Genomic DNA, 17,616 nt, shown 5'->3' with positions numbered 1-17,616 from the left:
GCAAGCCGGCGGCCCCGCCTGCGCCGCCGCCGCAGATGGTCACCTTCGTCACCGTGGCGTCGCATCCGGCGCCGATTCACACCGAACTGCCCGGCCGCACCGAGGCCTATGAGATCGCCCAGGTGCGTCCGCAGGTCAGCGGCGTGCTGCAGAAGCGCCTGTTCACGCAGGGCGCGGACGTGACGGTCGGGCAGCAGCTCTATCAGATCGATCCGGCCATGTACCAGGCGGCCTATGACGCCGACAAGGCCGCCCTGCTGCATGCGCAGGCGGCGCTGCTGACCGCGCAGGCCAAGATGCGGCGCTATGGGCCGCTGGCGGCCGCGCATGCGGTCAGCCAGCAGGATTACGACGATGCCCTGGCCGCGGAGCGCGAGGCCGAGGCCGACGTGGCACAGGCCAAGGCCAACCTGGAAGGCGCCGCGACCAACCTGTCCTATACGCGTGTCTACGCGCCGATCGCGGGCCGGATCGGCCGGTCGATCAGCACGGTGGGCGCGCTGGTGACGGCCAACCAGACGCAGAACATCGCCACCATCACGCGGCTGGACCCGATCTATGTCGATGTGAACCTGCCCTCGTCGGCGCTGATCCGCCTGCAGCAGGAACTGGCCGCCGGGCAGTTGCAGCGTGCCGACGCCAATGCCGCGACGGTCGGGCTGACGCTGGAGGATGGCAGCCCCTATCCCGCTGCCGGCAAGCTGGAATTCGCCGAGGTCAATGTCGATGAATCGACGGCGACCGTCGTCGTGCGCGCCATCTTCGCCAATCCCGACCATCTGCTGCTGCCAGGCATGTTCGTGCATGCCGAGATCCTGGAAGGGACGGACCCGCGCGCCATCCTGGTGCCGCAGCAGGCGCTGGTCCGCGACGTGCACGGCCAGGCCAGCGTCATGCTGGTGGGCGCGGACAACAAGGTGGTGGTCCGCCAGGTCAAAGCCGACCGCGCGGTGGGCAGCAACTGGATCGTCAATCAGGGCCTGAACGACGGCGACCGGGTGATCGTGACCGGGCTGCAGAAAGTGCGCCCCGGCGCCGTGGTGAAGCCGGTCGAGGCCGCCGCGGACCAGGGCCAGGCGGGCCAGGGTCAGGCGGGCTGAAGGGCAGGATAGGCGAACATGTCGCGTTTCTTTATTGACCGGCCCGTCTTCGCGTGGGTGATCGGGCTGATCATCATGCTGATCGGCGGTCTGTCGATCCTGAACCTGCCGATCGCGCAGTATCCGAGCATCGCTCCGCCGATGATCGCCGTGACCGTGACCGATCCCGGTGCGTCGGCCGAGACGGTCAACAACACGGTGGTGCATCCGATCCTGCAGCAGATGTACGGGCTGGACCATCTGGAATATATCCAGTCATCGTCCTACGCGAACGGCCAGATGGAAATCGACCTGACGTTCCAGCAGGGGACCAACCCGGACATCGCGCAGGTGCAGGTGCAGAACAAGCTGCAGCTTGCCCAGCCGCGCCTGCCGGCCGAGGTGGTCAGCCAGGGCCTGTCGGTGACCAAGGCCGTGAAGAACTTCATGATGGTGGTCGGCATCGTCTCGACCGACAACAGCATGAGCGGCGCGGACCTGGGCGATTACATGGCGTCGAACATGTCCGACCCGCTGTCGCGCGTGTCGGGCGTGGGCGACCATACGCTGTTCGGGTCGGAATATGCGATGCGCATCTGGCTGGACCCGGCCAAGCTGTATAGCTACAGCCTGACGATCGGCGATGTGCAGGCGGCCCTGCAGGCCCAGAACATCCAGGTGTCGTCCGGCGAGCTGGGCGGCCTGCCGGCGACGAAGGAAGCGCGGCTGGACGCGACGATCCTGGGTCCGGCGCGCCTGACCACGACCGAGGAATTCCGCAACATCCTGCTGAAGGTGCAGCCGGACGGCTCGCAGGTGCGGATCCGCGACGTGGCGCGGGTCGAGCTGAACATGCAGAGCTACAACTTCATCGCGACCTGGAACAACCATCCGGCGGCGGCGATGGCGCTGAAGCTGGCGCCGGGGGCGAATCAGCTCAAGACCGAGGCCGCGGTCAAGGAAGAGCTGGCGCAGTTGGCCAAATTCTTCCCGCACGGGCTGCAGATCGTCTATCCGCTGGATACCGAGCCGTTCATCACGATGTCGATCCACGAAGTGATCGTGACCCTGGTGGCCGCGATCGTGCTGGTGTTCTTCGTGATGCTGGTCTTCCTGCAGAATTTCCGCGCGACCCTGATCCCGACGATCGCGGTGCCGGTGGTGCTGCTGGGGACGTTCGGCCTGCTGGCGGCGCTGGGCTTCGCCATCAATACGCTGACCATGCTGGCCATGGTGCTGGCGGTCGGCCTGCTGGTCGACGACGCGATCGTCGTGGTGGAGAATGTCGAGCGCGTGATGACCGAGCGCAACCTGTCGCCGCGCCAGGCGGCACGGGAATCGATGGACGAGATCTCGGGCGCGCTGGTCGGCATCGTGCTGGTGCTGTCGGCGGTGTTCCTGCCGATGGCGGCGTTCGGCGGGTCGACCGGCGTGATCTATCGCCAGTTCTCGATCACCATCGTCTGCGCGATGTGGCTGTCGGTGCTGGTGGCGCTGATCATGACGCCGGCGCTGTGCGCCACCCTGCTGAAGCCCGGCGTCCACATCAAGGACAAGGGCCTGCCCGGCCTGTTCAACCGCAACTTCGCGCGGATGACGACGAAATACCAGGGCGGCGTGCATTGGATGGTTCGGCACATGGTGCCGTCGCTGCTGGCCTTCGTCATCATCACCTCGGGCGTCGTCTATCTGTTCGGCCGGATTCCCACGGGCTTCCTGCCGGACGAGGACCAGGCCCTGATCTTCGGCCAGGTGACCTTGCCGCCGGGCTCGACGCTGGCGCAGACCGAGGCGGTGAACAAGCGGGTGACGGACTATGTCCTGAAGACCGAGGGCAAGAACGTGATCTCGGTCATCGCGCCCGCGGGCTTCAATTTCGCTGGCCAGGGGCAGAATGCCGGTTCGTTCTTCATCCGGCTGAAGGATTGGAGCCAGCGGCCCGATCCGTCGCAATCCTCGGCGGCGATCGCGCAGCGGATCATGATGCATTTCTGGGGCGACCCCGAGGCGCAGATCTTCGCCGTCAATCCGCCGGCGGTGCTGGAACTGGGCAACGCGACCGGCTTCGACCTGGAGCTGGAGGATCGCGGCCATGTCGGCCACCAGGCGCTGCTGGCGGCGCGCAACATGGTGCTGGGCATGGCGGCGCGCGATCCGGTGCTGTTCGCGGTGCGCCCGAACGGCATGGAAGATGCGCCGCAATATCACCTGGACATCGACCGCGAGAAGGCCAACGCGCTGGGGGTCTCGATCGCCGATATCAATACGACGATCCAGGGTGCGTTCGGCTCGATCTACGTGAACCAGTTCCTGCGCAATGATCGCGTCAAGCAGGTCTATATCCAGGGCGAGCCCTCGGGCCGCATGCTGCCGAGCGACCTGGCCAAATGGTATATCCGCAACAGCGCCGGCACGCTGGTGCCCTTCAACGCGATCGCGACGGGCAACTGGACCAACGGCCCGCAGAAGGTCGAGGGCTATAACAGCTATAACGCCTTCGAAATCCTGGGGCAGCCGGCGCCGGGCCACAGCAGCGGCGAGGCCATCGCCGAGATCCAGAAGATCCTGGCCAAGCTGCCCGACGGGATCGGCTTCAACTGGACGGGCCTGTCGTACGAGCAGCAGGCCTCCGGGTCGTCGACCGCGCCGCTCTATGCCCTGGCGGCGGTGGTGATCCTGTTCTGCCTGGCCGCGCTGTATGAAAGCTGGTTCATCCCGCTGGCGGTGCTGCTGGTGCTGCCGCTGGGCGTGCTGGGCGCGATCGTCGCGACTCTGTGGCGGGGCATGGACAACGACGTCTATTTCCAGGTCGGGCTGCTGACGACGGTCGGGCTGGCGGTCAAGAACGCCATCCTGATCGTCGAATTCGCCAAGGCGAAGTTCGAGGACGGCCAGACGCTGGAACATGCGGTGCTGGAAGCGGGGCGCGAGCGTCTGCGGCCGATCCTGATGACGTCGATCGCCTTCATGCTGGGCGTCTTTCCGCTGGCGATTGCTACCGGGGCCGGATCGGCCGCGCGCAAGGCGATCGGCACGGCGGTGGTGGGCGGCATGTTCTCGGCCACGCTGCTGGCGGTCTATTTCGTGCCGCTGTTCTTCGTCCTGGTGCTGCGGTTGTTCCGCGTGACGCGGATCAAGGACCGCGTCGATCCGTATGAAAATCCGTCCCATGCCGCCGGCGCATCCGGGCAGGAGAGCTGAGTCGATGAAAGCCTATCCTTCTGTGCGTCGGCGCCCGTGGGCGGGGCTGCTGCTGCTGGCGGCCCTGCCGGGATGCACGCTGATCCCCAACTATAAGCGGCCATCCCTGCCGGTGGCGCCGGCCTGGCCGACCGGCGCGGCCTATCATGCCAGCGGTGCCGGGCAGATCGGCACCGCGGCATCGGACCTGGGCTGGCGCGATTTCTTCGTCGATCCGCGCCTGCGCGCGCTGATCGCGCTGGCGGTGCGCGAAAACCGCGACCTGCGTTCGGCCGCGCTGTCGGTGATCGAGGCGCAGGGCCAGTACCGGGTGCAGCATGCCGCGCTGTTCCCGCAGATCAACGGGACCGGGCAGTCGATATACACGGCGCCGTCGAACAATGGCGGCTTCGCCTTCGCGCCCGGACTGGGACGTAACGGGGTCGGCACGTTCCGATTCTATCAGGCCGGGATCGGTTTCTCGTCCTACGAGATCGATCTGTTCGGCCGCATCCGCAGCCTGTCGCGCGAGGCATCCGACCAGATGCTGAGCCAGGTGGCCAACCAGCGCGCCCTGGTGATCAGCGTGATTTCGCAGGTGGCGACGGCCTATGTCGCGTGGCTGGCCGATTGCGAGCAGTTGCGGGTGACCGAGCAGACCCTGGCATCGCAGCAGGATACGCTGCGCCTGACCCAGGCCCGGTTCGACCGGGGCGAGGCCGACCAGTTGACGCTGCGCCAGACCGAGACGCAGGTCGAGCAGGCGGCGGCCAACCGGGCGCAATATCAACGCATGATCGCACAGGACGAGAACCAGATCGTGCTGCTGGTGGGCGCGCCGCTGCCGGCCGACCTGCCGCCGCCCGCGCCGTTCGGGCGGCAGACGATCCTGGCGGACCTGCCGGCGGGCCTGCCGTCCGACCTGCTGGACCGGCGGCCGGATGTGCTGTCGGCCGAATTCGCGCTGAAATCGGCCAATGACGATATCGGGGCGGCCCGCGCCGCGTTTTTCCCGCGCCTGATCCTGACGGCGTCGGACGGCGTGTCCAGCCTGCAGTTCCGCAATCTGTTCACCTCGGGCGCCACGACCTGGTCGATCAATCCGCAATTGCAGGTGCCGCTGCTGACCTGGGGCCAGACCGAGGGATCGCTGCAGGTGTCGAAGGCGCGGCGTGACGAGCGGCTGATGGCCTATGAGAAGGCCATCCAGTCCGCGTTCCAGGACGTGTCGAACGCGCTGGCGGCGCGCGCGACGTACCTGGAGCAGGGACGGCAGTTGGACGCGCTGGTAAACTCGTCGGCCGATGCGTATCGCCTGGCGCGGATGCGGTTCGATTCCGGGGTGGATTCCTATCTGACCACGCTGGACTCGCAGCGCGCGCTGTATACGGCGCAGCAAAGCCAGATCTCGGTGCAGGAGGCACGGTACCAGAACCTGATCACCGTCTATCGCGCCCTGGGCGGCGGCTGGAACGAACGGACCGCGCGGGCCGTCGCGCGGGCCGCGAACGGCACGGCGCCGGTGCCGGGGGCCGGCTGATCGCCAGGCCGTTTCCGGTGCGTTTTCCGGCGCATTTTCTTCTGGCGCGCTTTCCATCGCGATGCTGAAAGAGCGGCTCCTTCGGGGGCCGCTTTTTTTGTCGCCGCGCGCGGCCTCATGGCGCCGGTGCTTCGGTCCATTTGCGGGGTGGCGGCGTATAGGTCGCGAAGCGGCGGATCATCTCGTCCGGGTCCGGAGTGACCACCAGCATCTGCCGGTAGACCGGTTTCATAAAGCCTTCCCGCGTGACGGCATCGACCATCGCCATGAGGGGGTCGAAATATCCGTCGATATTGAGGAATCCGCAGGGTTTTTCATGAATGCCGAGCTGCGCCCAGGTCCATTGCTCGAAAATCTCCTCGAACGTTCCGGCCCCTCCCGGCAGGGTGACGAATCCGCCGGCGAGTTCGGCCATGCGCTGCTTGCGGACATGCATGCTGGGGACGACATCAAGCCGGGTCAGGCCCCGATGCGCGATTTCCCGCTCGGCGAGGGCCCGCGGCATGACGCCGATCACCTCGCCCCCGGCTTCCAGCGCGCCGTCGGCCACGGCGCCCATCAGCCCGACATGCCCGCCACCATAGACAAGGCCGATGCCCCGTTCGGCCAGCAACCGCCCGAAGGCGAACGCCACATCGCGGTAGACCGGCCTGCGTCCGGAAGACGCGCCACAGAAGACAGCGATTCGCATGGAAACCTCCGGAAGAAGACGCAGTGTGGATGACGACCGAGAGGGCGGAAGCCGCCCCCTTCGGCAAGGTGACGCGTCTACGTACCATCCCCTTCCGCCGACTCAAGCCCCAACAGAACCTGCTGCCCTTCGAGCCACATGCGCAGTGTGTCGGTCCGGGCCACGACCCGGGCCGCGATCTGGGCCACAGGGGGAAGTTGTCCTGCCTGGTCCATCAGGGCGCCATAGAGGTCCCAGACGGGCTTGGCGGCGACGGCCAGAGGCGTTCGCGGTTCGGCATGATGTCGCAATGCCGGCTTGACCAGCGCCGACAGGTCGTCTGGCAGGGTCTCGGGCGGGAACGCGAACGCCGACCATAAGTGCTTCATGACGTCGTTGGGAGAATCCATGATCCGGTCGAAAGCCGCCACGGACACCGGCTTGTCCCTGAGAAAATCCAGGGCGTTCACCATGTAATCCGCCCAGAGCAGCACCCCGGTGCCGATCGGCATGTGATCGCGCCGCTCAAGCGACGCCGCCACCTCGGCCGGATGGCGCGCCGTCAGGATATAGCGTGGCGCGTAGCCTTCTTCGACCAGCGCCCGATGCCATGCCGGCATCAGGAGGCAGGTCCGCGGATCCTTGAGAACGATGGCGCGTGCGTTCCCATATTGCGAACGGATCGCGCGGCGGATGCGATCGACATGGGCATCGGCCCCGGCGTCCTTCAGGCGCGCGCTTGAGAACAACCGGTCCCAGGCGACGTCATGTTCCGCCAGGATGCTGTCGTTCAGCGCGGCGAAAATCGGCGACTCCCAGAACCCATCCTGGTTATCAGCGGCCGGCGTCATCAGGCTGGTCGGGAGGTCGCAGCCGGCTGCGGCCAGCAGATGGGTCATCAGGGATGTCCCGGACCGATGCATGCCGACAACGACCATCGCCGTTCGTTCGTCGCATCCCGATCGCCGAATGCCCGGCCGGCTGGGCATCGACGCGCATTCGGTCTGCCAGGCGCGCTGCACGTCGGCCAGCGGCGTGGTCGAGAAGACATGGTCTTCAAAGGAAACTGGACCACAGCCGAACAGATCGGCAAAACCCTTCAGCATTTCGAGCGCTTCCGGCCGCGCAACGGCCGGGTTCGACGCCGTGATCGCCGGGCTGGACGAGCGGAGATTCAGGACGAGACAGCCGAGGCTCGCCGCCTCGTCCGTCTCGGCACGCCAATCCGAACCATCGGTCCCGTCGCTCCAGGTCACATAGCACAGGGCGCGCTGCTTCAGCGCCCTGAGCAGGGTCGGGTCCGGCTGGCGCAGGAACTCGATTCGATCGCCGTCGATGACAGTGGAAAAATCCGCGAACAGGGACCGTTGATTGTCCGTGTTCCCCGAGAGGCACAACATGAAATGCAAATGCGTGTTCGGCGCGGATAAGGCGAGCCGGCCGGCCGCGTTGACGAGACGGCCGATCAGCATCGTGTGCTCGTCCCGCACGGGACCATGCAACAGGATCATCGGCTGCTTTCGATCAAGGGCACCCATCCGCCGATGATCGAGGGCAACCGGAAGAAACCGGATATCCGGCAATCGGATGCCGTAGATCTCCCGGATCGCGTCTTCCATGCCGGCAGGATCGGGTGTGCTTGTTACGATAACGTCATAATTGCAGGCATTGCCGATCGTGTCGTAGGCCGTCTCCATATCGGTGGCGGTGGGGTCGCCCGTGTCCAGGAACAGGACCTGGAGCCGCCCGGGCAATGGCGGGGGCGGAGGGAAACTTCGCGTATAGACGATTGACACCGGCGGCGCCTCGACCGGCGCGTGTGCGAGTTGCCGCGGCATGAACCCGTAATCCCGCAGAAGCCAGCTTACATCGAGACGCGATGGAGCGTCCGGGCCGGTAACGGCAACCGGTCCCGACGCCGCGCACGCGCAAATGAGGCTCGCGAGCGTGCGCCCGCCATCCTCGATCGCGCCATCCACGTGCAGCCTGGTCCGGGCCGGCCCGGTCGCGTCGTTCCCGTTCGCTTCTTCATGGTCGAAATCGGCGATCTCGGGAAGATCTTCGTCCGCGCGGGTGGCCAGCCACGCGCCCCATCGGGACATCAGTCGTTCGCGATTGGTGTCTCCTATTCGCCCTAACCGCTCCGTGCCGAATACGCCGATGCTTGTGGCGTTTCCGATATGGGTCACCCTTGCGGCGGGGACGACGACGGTCCTCATGCCGCGCGCCTTCAGCCGCAGGCAAAGGTCCGCATCTTCATAGTAGGCGGGCCGGAAGGTGGGGTTGAAGCCGCCGGCGGCCAGGATGTGGTCTCGGCTTACCATCAGACCGGCGGCGGAGATATAGTCGCTCTCCCACTCCGACTTTCCGCGCCATTGCAAAGAACTGTTCTCATGGCGATAAGAGTGCCCGTCCGCCGCGATTCGCCCGCCGATTTCCTGGAGTTTTCCGCTGGGATAGTAGAATGCCGGGCCAAAGACTGTCGTGCTGCGGGCCTTCACTGCGGCAAAGAGCGTGCTGATGCAGTCTTTTTCGACAAAGGCATCACTATTGAGCAACATGACGAACTGGCCGCGCGCGGCGTCAAGGCCGCGATTCATGGCGCGGCTGAACGATACCGGTTGCAGCAGATGAATGACGCGGATTTCGGGCGCCAATCGGCCCAGCGCCGCGACGGACTCGATCGTGCTGCCATTCTCGACGACGATGATCTCGAAGGCCGGCATGCCCTCGGCGCGCGCAATCGCGCCCAGGCACCGAACCAGCAGGTCGGCCCGGTTGTAACTCGGTATGATGATGGAGAGTTCGGGATTCGCCGCGATTGGAAGCAAGATTGACCCGCGCGCCTGGCCGCTGACCGTCAGGACGCCGCCCTGGAACGCGCCAGGCTCGAAAGCCGCCCCGGCGATGCTGATGCGGCACGGGACCTGACCGCCCAGCTCGCCGGGGACTCTGTGATCGATCTCGACGGTGATGGCCTCCTCGGCCGTATCCAACGCCATGACGAGGCACAGCCGGGGACCCATCGACCAGCAGCCCCAGCCCTCCGGGCGGTCCAGGCCGTAAAGCACATGAAGCCCGGCCGGGATATCATGGGTGACGTCGAAACGGGCCAGTATCCGCTCGGTGTCCCGGGCGCGCACCGTGATCGCGTGAAACCCGACCGCGAGAGATCGCATGTCGGAACTCTCGATCGACCATTTCGGCCGCCACTGGTCCAAAAGCTCGATTTCGAGAGGTATCAGGTCTGTCAACGGAATTTTCCTTCGCGTCGTGCTGAGCGAATGTTGGTCCGCATGGCTATGATGCAGCCGAACGGATCCCGTCAATGGCGTCCGACCTGGTTCGTGTCCCGAGAGTGGCCGATCAGGTCGGCCGGCATCGTGATCGGCGGCGTGCGGCCCATTCCGCGGCGGGCCATTGTCCGGCGCCGGTCAATAGGCCTCTCGATAGAGAGGATGATCCCGCAATGTCCTGACGCAGTCGAGCCGGGCAGCGCGCAAGTGGGCCTCGGCGGCCTCGCGGGTGAGCGGAGTATCGCAGAAGAACGCCTCGAAGAGCCGCATGATGGCCGGCACGACGAAATCATGAAAATGGCGGCCATCTTCGACGAAGGGTTGCGGGAAAAGAGTCGTGATCGCGTCATAGGCAGGAAAATAGAACAGACGTTCATCACCGCGTTCACGCTGCACTTCATCGAGTGCCGCGCGAATGATCGCCTTGCTCGCCGAATTCGCGGTGATGCAGGAGACCGGCCGGAAGGTCGCAACCAGCGGCACCGGCGACACGGTCATGACGACGCGGGCTTCCGGCACGTGCTTGCGGATCAGGTCGAGGATGCGCTCCATGGCCGCGCGGGTCTCGGCGAAGCTCGCCACCCGGAATTTGTGGCGGGATGCATCGAAATGCGCCATCGGCACCGCGCGCCAGAAGACGCCCTTCGTCATCTCGTCATACCAGATTTCCGAGACGCCGAAGGTCAGGATGAAGACATCGGTCGAAAGAAAGATTTCGCGCGTCCGTTGCCGCACCGCCTCGTCATAGCCGAAGCTCTCGGCCTTGAACCCGTGCCAGAGTCCGGTCGGTGGGGCCGTGTCTTCCAGCGCCCATTCGAACTGCTGCAGAAGTGAATGGACGTTTACGAGGCCCTCTCCCATAAGGGAGATATACACCCCGCCATCGCGATCTCTTGCGGTATCGAACCCGATCATCTTGAGATGCGCATTGATGTGCTGGGCAAAGCAACTGCCGAAAGTGGTGATGCGCGTCCCGCTGCTGATGAAGCGCGTGGTCGGGGTCCAACCCTGCAGCAGAAAGCGCTCCGCGAAACCGGGTGCGGCATGATCGCCGTGATAGGGATTGAACTGGCAGGTCTCACCGCGATAGAAGGCCGAGCCGACGATCTTGGGCTCCTGTCCCTCGGGCGCGACATGCAGCCGCTCCTGCCGCCAGACCTCGGTGATGCTTTCGACCATAGGGGGATGTGCTCCTGCCGTTCGTCCGGCTATCGTTCAGCATGGCACGCTGGTTGCAAATAAAAAGGTAGTCTAATGGTGCAAGCCGAGCCCTGTCCAACGGTCTATGTGGTCGGAGCCTACATCCCCAATGGCGGCACCTGGATGGCATACCATATCGGCCGCATCCTGCATGAGGAGTGGGGCTATCCCATGGTGGTCGTCCGTGTCGATGCGGAAACGCCCGATCTGGGTGTGTTCCACTACGAACCGGTCTTCCCCGTGCTGCCGCTGGATGCGTTGGAGGCAAGCATTACGGCGCGGGATATCCTCGTCTGCAATCCGTCCTTTTCCGATCATGCCTTCGGTCTCAGGCTGCCGCCGTGCCGCAAGATCAGCTATGTGCAGGACTACAAGACGTTCGGCCTGCTCGACCGCTTTTTCGATCTCTATGTGTCCGTCGGCGACTTCGTGCAGGATTTCCTGCGCCGGACCTACGACTTGCCGACCGAAATCATTCCGCCCTTTATCTCGCCGCCCGATGTCCGGTCAGAGGCCTGGGACACGCGGCCGGCGATGTCCCTCGTCATAAGCAGCAAGGGGCCGCCCGCGCTGCTCGGCCCGATGGAAGCAAAACTACGTGCCATCTTGCGCGAGAAGGCGCCGGAGGCCGAGGCCGCGATCGACTGGCGGGGCGCCGTGTTGCAGCAGGACGGCAAGATCTCCCATCGCGCCTTTTGTGAAAGGCTGGCGCAGTCACGCTATTGCCTCAGCCTGACGCCCGCGGAAGGTTTCGGCCTGATTCCGCTGGAGGCCATGGCCCTCGGCGCCGTGGTGTTCGGGTTCGACGGTTTCGGCGGCCGCCATTATTTCCGGCGCGGCAGGAACAGCCTGGTGCGTCCCTATCCGGATCTGGAAGGCGTGGCGGACGATCTGATCACCCTGCTGGGGGACGACGCACTTGGCGCGCGCCTCAGCGCAGCCGGGCGCGATGTCGCGGCCGATTACGGCTATGACCGTTTTCGTTGCGCCTGGGTCCGGTATTTTACTGAAATCCTGGGGCCGCCTCTTCCGAGATCAGAGAGCAAGCGAGGCCAGGAAATCCGGATAGAAGCACTCCACCACGGGTGCGAGGGGGCGTAGCATCTCGGCCAACGCGGCGAGATCCACCGTCGTGTAGCGCGCCGCCGGATCGTAGGGCGCCAGGGCGCGCGACGATTGGCGAACATGTGGAACAAGGCGGTGGAGTTCCGTGACCGGATCGGCAAGGATATCCTCGTAGCGCAGGATGCGATCGGCCGGAAAGCGGGCATATGTCCCATAGAGGAACCGCATCAGCTCCACCTGGCGCGCCAGGCGGTCCTCGATCGCATCGAGCCGCGCCGTGAGGCCCGGCACGAAGCATTCCATCATCGGCATATGCCCATAATGCACCGGCATCTCCACCGTCTGCCAGGCCGCGAGCACTGCGAGCGGATGGCGCACGAGCGCATAGAGTGGAAAACGCCGGCCGAGCGGCTCGGCCAGCGCCGTGAATTCCGCGGGGTGCTTGATGACGAGATGGAAATCTTCGGCAAGCGGCTTGCCGACCGGAATCTCGCCGCGCTGCTCCAGAACGCGCCGCAGCCGGCCGGTTTGGAGCACCGCCGGGTCTTCGACCCAATTATCCGGGACGGTGCCGTCGACATGTTTCGACATGGCCAGGCCGGAATCGATCGCCCGGCGGCGGGTCGCGGCGACAAAGCGTTCGATCTCGGTCACGGCGCGCGCCCGATCCCCATGGCGTTCAAGCGCCAGGGGCTCGCCCAAGGCCAATGTGTCCGGATATGCGTTGAGCAAGGCACAAAGCAGAGTGGTGCCCGAGCGCGGAAGGCCGGTCACGAGGATGGTCGGCATGGGTCAGTCCGAAAAAATTCGCGAATGGAGGGCGTTCGATGATTCGTCAGGAGGGAACGGGGTAGATGCCGTCCCAACAAATCGCGAACTGGAATGTAAGGAATGGTTGCCGGTTTTCGTGCGGGGCCGCCGCTCCGGCAGTGGTTCCGCCGGCGGCGCCGATGGTCTGGCCGGCAAGCGCCGTGTTCGGCGCATGGGTCGTCAGGCACTGGGCGGTCTCGGTCGGGTTGACATACAGGCCGCCGACCTGTGTCCCATTGTCGGGAGAGTTGAGCTTCATGGCCGCCGTCCAGCCTGCGCCCGCTCTGACCATCTGGTGCGTATGAGCGGGCATTTGACTGTGGGTGAGACCGACCGCCGCCTCTCCCGCCACCTGGCCGAGCGTCCAGGCGACCGATGTCCCGGATGCCGTGCCGGTACCGCATACGGCCAGGCCGTTCATGGCCGGTTGCGGGTTGATGAGGTTGGGCGTGGCGAAGTTCTGCTGGGCGGCGTCGCCGCCATAGGCATTGCCGATGACCGCGTAAAGAGCCTGATACGCGCTGGCGGGATAGATCGTGCCGTCGCAGGGCAGCCAGCCTGCCGGGATATAGCGGTTCGCAAAGATACGGATTTCGCCGATGAACGCGTCACTCATGAATTGTCTCCCCGAAATCGGGCATCGCCTGCCCGCCCGTCACAACCAAATCGAAAGCACCGAGGGCACACGCCCAAGTTATTGAAAATACGGATATAATCCCGAGAGGCAGATAATGTATCGCAGCGCCATGGTCGGCATGTAATTGTCATGTGGCTGGGAACCGCCTGCGCTGCCGATCGCAAGCGTGCTGTAATTGGCGTCGCTGCCCGTTTTCTGCTGCAGGTTGTCGTAAAACAGCGCGGGGGGCTCGACCGCGGCAAAGATGGCGTTTGTGGGCGTGCTCTTGGTCGCCGGATCCTGTGACGCATTGACGCTATGCGTATGGGCGGGCAATTGCGCAATTGTCAGCGTAACGACGTCCTGTCCGCCTTTATCCCCCATCTTGTAGAGTGACAGATCGGGGCCCTGGCCGGCGCCGATGGGGACGCGCCCGTTCAAGCTGGGAAGCTGGAAATTGGTCTTACCGTCCCCACCATAGGTAAAGCCGATCAGGGAGAACAGGGCATCGTTGCCTGCGATGTTCAGAACCTGCCCCTCGCAAAATGCCCAACCCTGAGGGGCATTGTCGGCCATGCCGCAAAAGATGCGGATTTCACCCAAAAAGGCGTCCATCTTCAGACTCCATGATAACAGATATCGGTTTCACGTACGACCCGGCGTCTTACGGATGCGGCGGGTACATTCCGGACACGCAGATGATGTAATTCAGGGTCGTGTAGGGCTGACGGTTTTCATGCGCCTGGCCCGCTCCGGCCGCGACGAGTTCCGGCGTTCCTTGCGAAAGCGAGACAAGATGGGTCGGAGAACCATAGATGGGGGTCGTCGCAGGCGATTCGGCGTAGATGGCATTGGCCGTTGTCGGCTGGCTCGCCGCGCCGGCATAGGCGTCCATCGTATGATTGTGCGCCGGCATCTCCGTCATGGTCAGGGAAATCATTTCCTTTCCCCCCTTGGTTCCCCGGGGCAGGGCGTCGCTCTGGCTGATGGGCGCGCGGCCGCGTAGGTCCGGCAGTGCGAAGGTCGTCCGCCCATCTCCGCCATAGGCCGTGCCGAGCAACGAATAAAGCGCCGCGTTCTGGCCGATCTGCAGCAGCGTGCCGTCACAGACATGCCAACCTTGTGGCACTTTTCCGTCCAGATAAGGAACGATCCTGATTTCCCCGAGATAGCCTTCTGCCATGGCGATTTCCTTTTGTGCCAGGTCGATGCGGCCTCATCCCCGCTGCCGCCCGGATCGACGGCGCCGCGGTCTGAGGTGCTGAATGCGCTGAAAATGTTTCGACGCGTATTTCCGGCCATTCGAACCGGCCGGAATGGCGGCGTGGCGCCCGGAGGACGACGTGGTCCGGTGGCGAAGATTGATCCAGCGATCGTAATATGGCTTGCGTGCCGGAAATACATGCTTAATGGATCGAAACAGCTCATTTTTAAAAAAGGACGCTATGAAATTGCCACCATTTGTTTCCCGGAACGAGTGAGGCCATCATGAAGAAAATTGACCGAACCGTCAAACGGGCTCGGGCATGATTATTCAAAAATTCTTTCTTCCGATGGATGGCCTGCGTCATCGATCCTGCCCGGCGCACCCGGGCCGACCGCGCAGCGCATGAGAATTTGCATCGGATCGGATGGATCGATCACCTGAAAGCCCATGCGGCGGTAAAGGCGAATCGCGGGATTGCCAAGCATGACATGAAGACTGACCGTCTTCCGTCGTACGGTCGCGCGCGTGACGACCTGCCGCAACACGGCGCCCCCCAGCCCGAGATTGCGATGGGTCGCCAGAAGCGAAATATCGATAATACGGCAGTCCGTCTGCCCTTCATCGACGTAGAGGCGCCCAGCCGGAGCATCGGCGACCTCGATCAGATCGAAGGACGCTGCGGGATAATATGTTCGGTAATGATGTGTCTGCAGGAGGAATTGATGGTTCAGGAAGGCATGCCGCTGCAATTCCGGCCAGCCCGTCGCATCCAGTTCCGCGCGCCTTACATCGCCGTAAAGATGCAGGAGAAACGGCATGTCGGCGGCGCATTGCGGTCTCAGGTGGAAACGTGAAGGTTCGATCGTCTTTGCCCTCCTGGCTTGCCCTCGGATCGTCCGGCACGGGTCCATGGCGTCTCGTCAGGCGATGCGTTTGAGGCGCAGACGCCATGCGGACAGGCATCGTTAAGCCGATTCTCGCCTCGAAGGAAGTCCCGGTTTCGATCGCGCGGCGGTTGCTCTGCGGATGGTATTTATTGCTGCTGTGGTCAAAGGTTTGTCGGAGCCTTCCGGATTTCGATACGGACCAGGATCGCGGGGTCGATGGCGAGTTCCCGGGCCAGGCGCAGCAATACCAGGAAGGTGGGATTGCGCAGGCCGCGCTCCATGCCGCTGACATAGGTCCGGTCCAGGCCGGCGCGGGCTGCCAGTTCTTCCTGGCTGATCCCCAGGCGCATGCGTTCCGTATAGATGATCTCCCCCAGCGCCGCGCGCGGGTCTCCGCCATCTTGGGTTTCCAGCGGTGGCTGGATCGAGGGGCGCGGCTTGCGGGGTGCTTTTTGCCGGGTTGGCCCGTTTGCACTCTTGCTCATGATTCACCATGAGCAGGCTTGTCGTGTACGGACCACGGACTATAGAGTTGCGGACTATAATCCTCATTTCGGGGCGGGGCATGGCGTCCGACACGTACCACCGGCTTTGTCCATTCCCTGATCCATCCGCTGCCGCGCGCGGCCTTGTCCGTCTGTTCGGGGCGGCCGCCCGGCGGGTCGTCATGCGCCGTATCGGTCAGTGCCTGGAAGAAAACAATATCGACGAAGTCATATTCTGGCTGCGCGTGCGGGATCGTCTCGACGCGGATGCTCGCCGGATGCGGGGCTGCGACACCGCGCGGCTGCTTCGCCTGCAATTGTCCGCGCCCCATTGATCCGGCGCACACCGGGACTTCGGACACACGGATAGACCGCGATGGTTTCGGACAGGGCGACCGGTGTCCCGAGGCGCGCCCGGCAGGGTTCCGCGAGAGGAAATAAACTTCTGTGTGATCGGATGATTTTATTGTGCGCTCTCAGGTATTGTGCAGTGCAACAAAAGCATCGGCCGGGGTTTATTTGCGAATTTCGATTGACGGACAGAAAAAAAGGGTCCATGTAGAGGGCACCAGAGCGAGAAGACCGGAACGGCCCGCTCCCAAGAACAAGAAACCTGCGGCATGATGATCGCAGGGATGAAGATCCGAAGGGCGAGAATCTTCGGGAACTTAGGTGAAAGGGGGCATCGCATCGCGGTGTCCCCCTTCTTTTGTTGGTGCGTGCTTATGGATGCTTACGGAATTGTTCGCGCAGCGCGGACATGCATGAGGTCATGAACCAGACACACAAACCGCCCGGCCGTGATCCGGGGCCTCATGATCCGAGACTGGTGATCGCCATCATCATGGTTACGGTGGCGATGGGCGCGCTGGACGCCATTTCGCTGACCCATCTGAACGTCTTTGCCGGCTATATGACCGCGACCGTGATCCTGATCGCGGTGCATCTGGTGTCGGGCCAGTCCATCCTGGGGCCGGGGCTGGTGGCGATCGCCTCTTACCTGATCGGGGCGGCGCTGGGCGGCCGGCTGGTGCGGCGGTCGCATTCACGGCGGCGCACGGTCGCCGACCTGCTGATGGCCGTGGGGGTGCTGGTCGCGGGGGCCGCGCTGATCTGGTGGGTGAATGCGCCGTGGCATTACTATGCCGTGCTGACGATCCTGGCCGTGGCGATGGGATTGCAGACCTCGGCCACCCGCCACGCGCAGGTCACGGACCTGACGCTGCCGGCAGCGACCCTGCTGCTGCATGGGCTGGCGCATGACAGCCGGCTGGCGGGCGGCCCGTCGCTGGGGGTCTGGCGGCGCCTGGCGGCGATTCTGGGCCTGTTCGGCGGGGCGGTGCTGGGGGCGGTGGCGTCCAGCGTCTCGGTCTCCGGCGCGATCGTGCTGGTGGGGCTGACGATCGGCTGTGCCGGCTTCCTGCTCTATCTGCGCGACCACCCGCTGCTGGAACGGCTGGAGACGGTCAGCCCCTCATAGAAGGGGGGACCGGCCCGGGATGGCGGGCCGGTCCGTGCGCGTCAGTCGACGCGGGCGACGCGCAGCGTGTTGGTGCTGCCCGCCACGCCGAAGGGCAGCCC

At 64.5% G+C, this 17,616-nt stretch carries 15 protein-coding genes; 6 read left to right on the top strand and 9 right to left on the bottom strand.

Annotated elements, in window-relative coordinates; translation table 11 throughout:
• From HUK84_RS03295 to HUK84_RS03285, 3 genes are all read left to right on the top strand, one after another.
• On the top strand, positions 1-1,100 hold a 1,100-nt coding region (locus HUK84_RS03295), incomplete at its 5' end, for an efflux RND transporter periplasmic adaptor subunit (RefSeq protein WP_176638966.1).
• An 18-nt stretch (positions 1,101-1,118) separates the two neighbouring features.
• The gene (locus HUK84_RS03290; RefSeq protein WP_176638965.1) at positions 1,119-4,280 is read left to right on the top strand and encodes an efflux RND transporter permease subunit; all 3,162 of its coding nucleotides are present in this window, start codon (positions 1,119-1,121) and stop codon (positions 4,278-4,280) included.
• A 4-nt stretch (positions 4,281-4,284) separates the two neighbouring features.
• Entirely contained in the window at positions 4,285-5,799 is a 1,515-nt protein-coding gene (locus HUK84_RS03285; protein ID WP_176638964.1) for an efflux transporter outer membrane subunit, read from the top strand.
• A gap of 115 nt (positions 5,800-5,914) precedes the next feature.
• On the opposite strand, the gene HUK84_RS03280 is transcribed toward HUK84_RS03285, so the two are convergent.
• From HUK84_RS03280 to HUK84_RS03270, 3 genes are all read right to left on the bottom strand, one after another.
• Entirely contained in the window at positions 5,915-6,490 is a 576-nt protein-coding gene (locus tag HUK84_RS03280; RefSeq protein WP_176638963.1) for an LOG family protein, read from the bottom strand.
• A gap of 77 nt (positions 6,491-6,567) precedes the next feature.
• The gene (locus tag HUK84_RS03275) at positions 6,568-9,723 is read right to left on the bottom strand and encodes a glycosyltransferase (protein WP_176638962.1); all 3,156 of its coding nucleotides are present in this window, start codon (positions 9,721-9,723) and stop codon (positions 6,568-6,570) included.
• 180 nt (positions 9,724-9,903) lie between these two features.
• Positions 9,904-10,944: a GSCFA domain-containing protein gene (locus tag HUK84_RS03270; RefSeq protein ID WP_176638961.1), complete on the bottom strand. Its 1,041-nt coding sequence runs from the start codon at positions 10,942-10,944 to the stop codon at positions 9,904-9,906.
• Between the two features lie 75 nt (positions 10,945-11,019).
• On the opposite strand from HUK84_RS03270, the gene HUK84_RS03265 reads away from it, so the two are divergent.
• A complete protein-coding gene (locus tag HUK84_RS03265; RefSeq protein WP_176638960.1) occupies positions 11,020-12,066 on the top strand; it encodes a glycosyltransferase in 1,047 nt (348 codons plus the stop codon).
• Here the strand turns inward: HUK84_RS03265 and HUK84_RS03260 are convergent.
• The 6 genes from HUK84_RS03260 to HUK84_RS23085 all read right to left on the bottom strand — a co-directional run bounded on the left by HUK84_RS03260 (position 12,001) and on the right by HUK84_RS23085 (position 16,035).
• Positions 12,001-12,819, bottom strand: a complete 819-nt coding sequence (locus HUK84_RS03260) for a sulfotransferase (protein WP_176638959.1) — start codon at positions 12,817-12,819, stop codon at positions 12,001-12,003. The two genes, HUK84_RS03265 and HUK84_RS03260, sit on opposite strands and share 66 nt — an antisense overlap.
• 46 nt (positions 12,820-12,865) lie before the next feature.
• Positions 12,866-13,456 (bottom strand): phage tail protein, encoded by a 591-nt coding sequence (locus tag HUK84_RS03255; protein ID WP_176638958.1) that lies wholly within the window; start codon positions 13,454-13,456, stop codon positions 12,866-12,868.
• Between the two features lie 78 nt (positions 13,457-13,534).
• Positions 13,535-14,071 carry a phage tail protein gene (locus tag HUK84_RS03250; protein ID WP_176638957.1) on the bottom strand — a complete coding sequence of 179 codons (537 nt, stop codon included), beginning with the start codon at positions 14,069-14,071 and terminating at the stop codon, positions 13,535-13,537.
• A 49-nt stretch (positions 14,072-14,120) separates the two neighbouring features.
• Positions 14,121-14,639: a phage tail protein gene (locus HUK84_RS03245; RefSeq protein ID WP_176638956.1), complete on the bottom strand. Its 519-nt coding sequence runs from the start codon at positions 14,637-14,639 to the stop codon at positions 14,121-14,123.
• A gap of 347 nt (positions 14,640-14,986) precedes the next feature.
• Positions 14,987-15,574, bottom strand: a complete 588-nt coding sequence (locus HUK84_RS03240) for a GNAT family N-acetyltransferase (protein WP_176638955.1) — start codon at positions 15,572-15,574, stop codon at positions 14,987-14,989.
• Between the two features lie 137 nt (positions 15,575-15,711).
• Positions 15,712-16,035, bottom strand: coding sequence for a helix-turn-helix domain-containing protein (locus tag HUK84_RS23085; protein WP_176638954.1), 324 nt, complete (start codon positions 16,033-16,035; stop codon positions 15,712-15,714).
• Between the two features lie 182 nt (positions 16,036-16,217).
• Between HUK84_RS23085 and HUK84_RS03230 the strand changes: the two genes are divergently transcribed.
• Complete coding sequence (locus HUK84_RS03230) at positions 16,218-16,370, top strand: hypothetical protein (RefSeq protein WP_176638953.1); 153 nt, start codon at positions 16,218-16,220, stop codon at positions 16,368-16,370.
• Between the two features lie 437 nt (positions 16,371-16,807).
• Positions 16,808-17,515: a YoaK family protein gene (locus HUK84_RS03225; RefSeq protein ID WP_176638952.1), complete on the top strand. Its 708-nt coding sequence runs from the start codon at positions 16,808-16,810 to the stop codon at positions 17,513-17,515.
• The last annotated feature ends 101 nt before the right edge of the window (positions 17,516-17,616 follow it).

Source organism: Nguyenibacter vanlangensis (genome assembly GCF_013376155.1).
Lineage (GTDB): Bacteria > Pseudomonadota > Alphaproteobacteria > Acetobacterales > Acetobacteraceae > Gluconacetobacter > Gluconacetobacter vanlangensis.
The sequence above is the reverse complement of the archived record's forward strand: the minus strand, read 5'-3'. Positions and strand labels throughout refer to the sequence as shown.

Excerpts from the sequence above, each read along its gene's own strand:
- HUK84_RS03265 (WP_176638960.1), top strand. The coding sequence starts at position 11,020 with ATGGTGCAAGCCGAGCCCTGTCCAACGGTCTATGTGGTCGGAGCCTAC.
- HUK84_RS03250 (WP_176638957.1), bottom strand. The coding sequence starts at position 14,071 with ATGGACGCCTTTTTGGGTGAAATCCGCATCTTTTGCGGCATGGCCGAC.
- HUK84_RS03285 (WP_176638964.1), top strand. The coding sequence starts at position 4,285 with ATGAAAGCCTATCCTTCTGTGCGTCGGCGCCCGTGGGCGGGGCTGCTG.
- HUK84_RS03225 (WP_176638952.1), top strand. The coding sequence starts at position 16,808 with ATGAACCAGACACACAAACCGCCCGGCCGTGATCCGGGGCCTCATGAT.
- HUK84_RS03260 (WP_176638959.1), bottom strand. The coding sequence starts at position 12,819 with ATGCCGACCATCCTCGTGACCGGCCTTCCGCGCTCGGGCACCACTCTG.
- HUK84_RS03255 (WP_176638958.1), bottom strand. The coding sequence starts at position 13,456 with ATGAGTGACGCGTTCATCGGCGAAATCCGTATCTTTGCGAACCGCTAT.
- HUK84_RS03290 (WP_176638965.1), top strand. The coding sequence starts at position 1,119 with ATGTCGCGTTTCTTTATTGACCGGCCCGTCTTCGCGTGGGTGATCGGG.
- HUK84_RS23085 (WP_176638954.1), bottom strand. The coding sequence starts at position 16,035 with ATGAGCAAGAGTGCAAACGGGCCAACCCGGCAAAAAGCACCCCGCAAG.
- HUK84_RS03240 (WP_176638955.1), bottom strand. The coding sequence starts at position 15,574 with ATGGACCCGTGCCGGACGATCCGAGGGCAAGCCAGGAGGGCAAAGACG.
- HUK84_RS03280 (WP_176638963.1), bottom strand. The coding sequence starts at position 6,490 with ATGCGAATCGCTGTCTTCTGTGGCGCGTCTTCCGGACGCAGGCCGGTC.
- HUK84_RS03230 (WP_176638953.1), top strand. The coding sequence starts at position 16,218 with ATGCGCCGTATCGGTCAGTGCCTGGAAGAAAACAATATCGACGAAGTC.
- HUK84_RS03270 (WP_176638961.1), bottom strand. The coding sequence starts at position 10,944 with ATGGTCGAAAGCATCACCGAGGTCTGGCGGCAGGAGCGGCTGCATGTC.
- HUK84_RS03245 (WP_176638956.1), bottom strand. The coding sequence starts at position 14,639 with ATGGCAGAAGGCTATCTCGGGGAAATCAGGATCGTTCCTTATCTGGAC.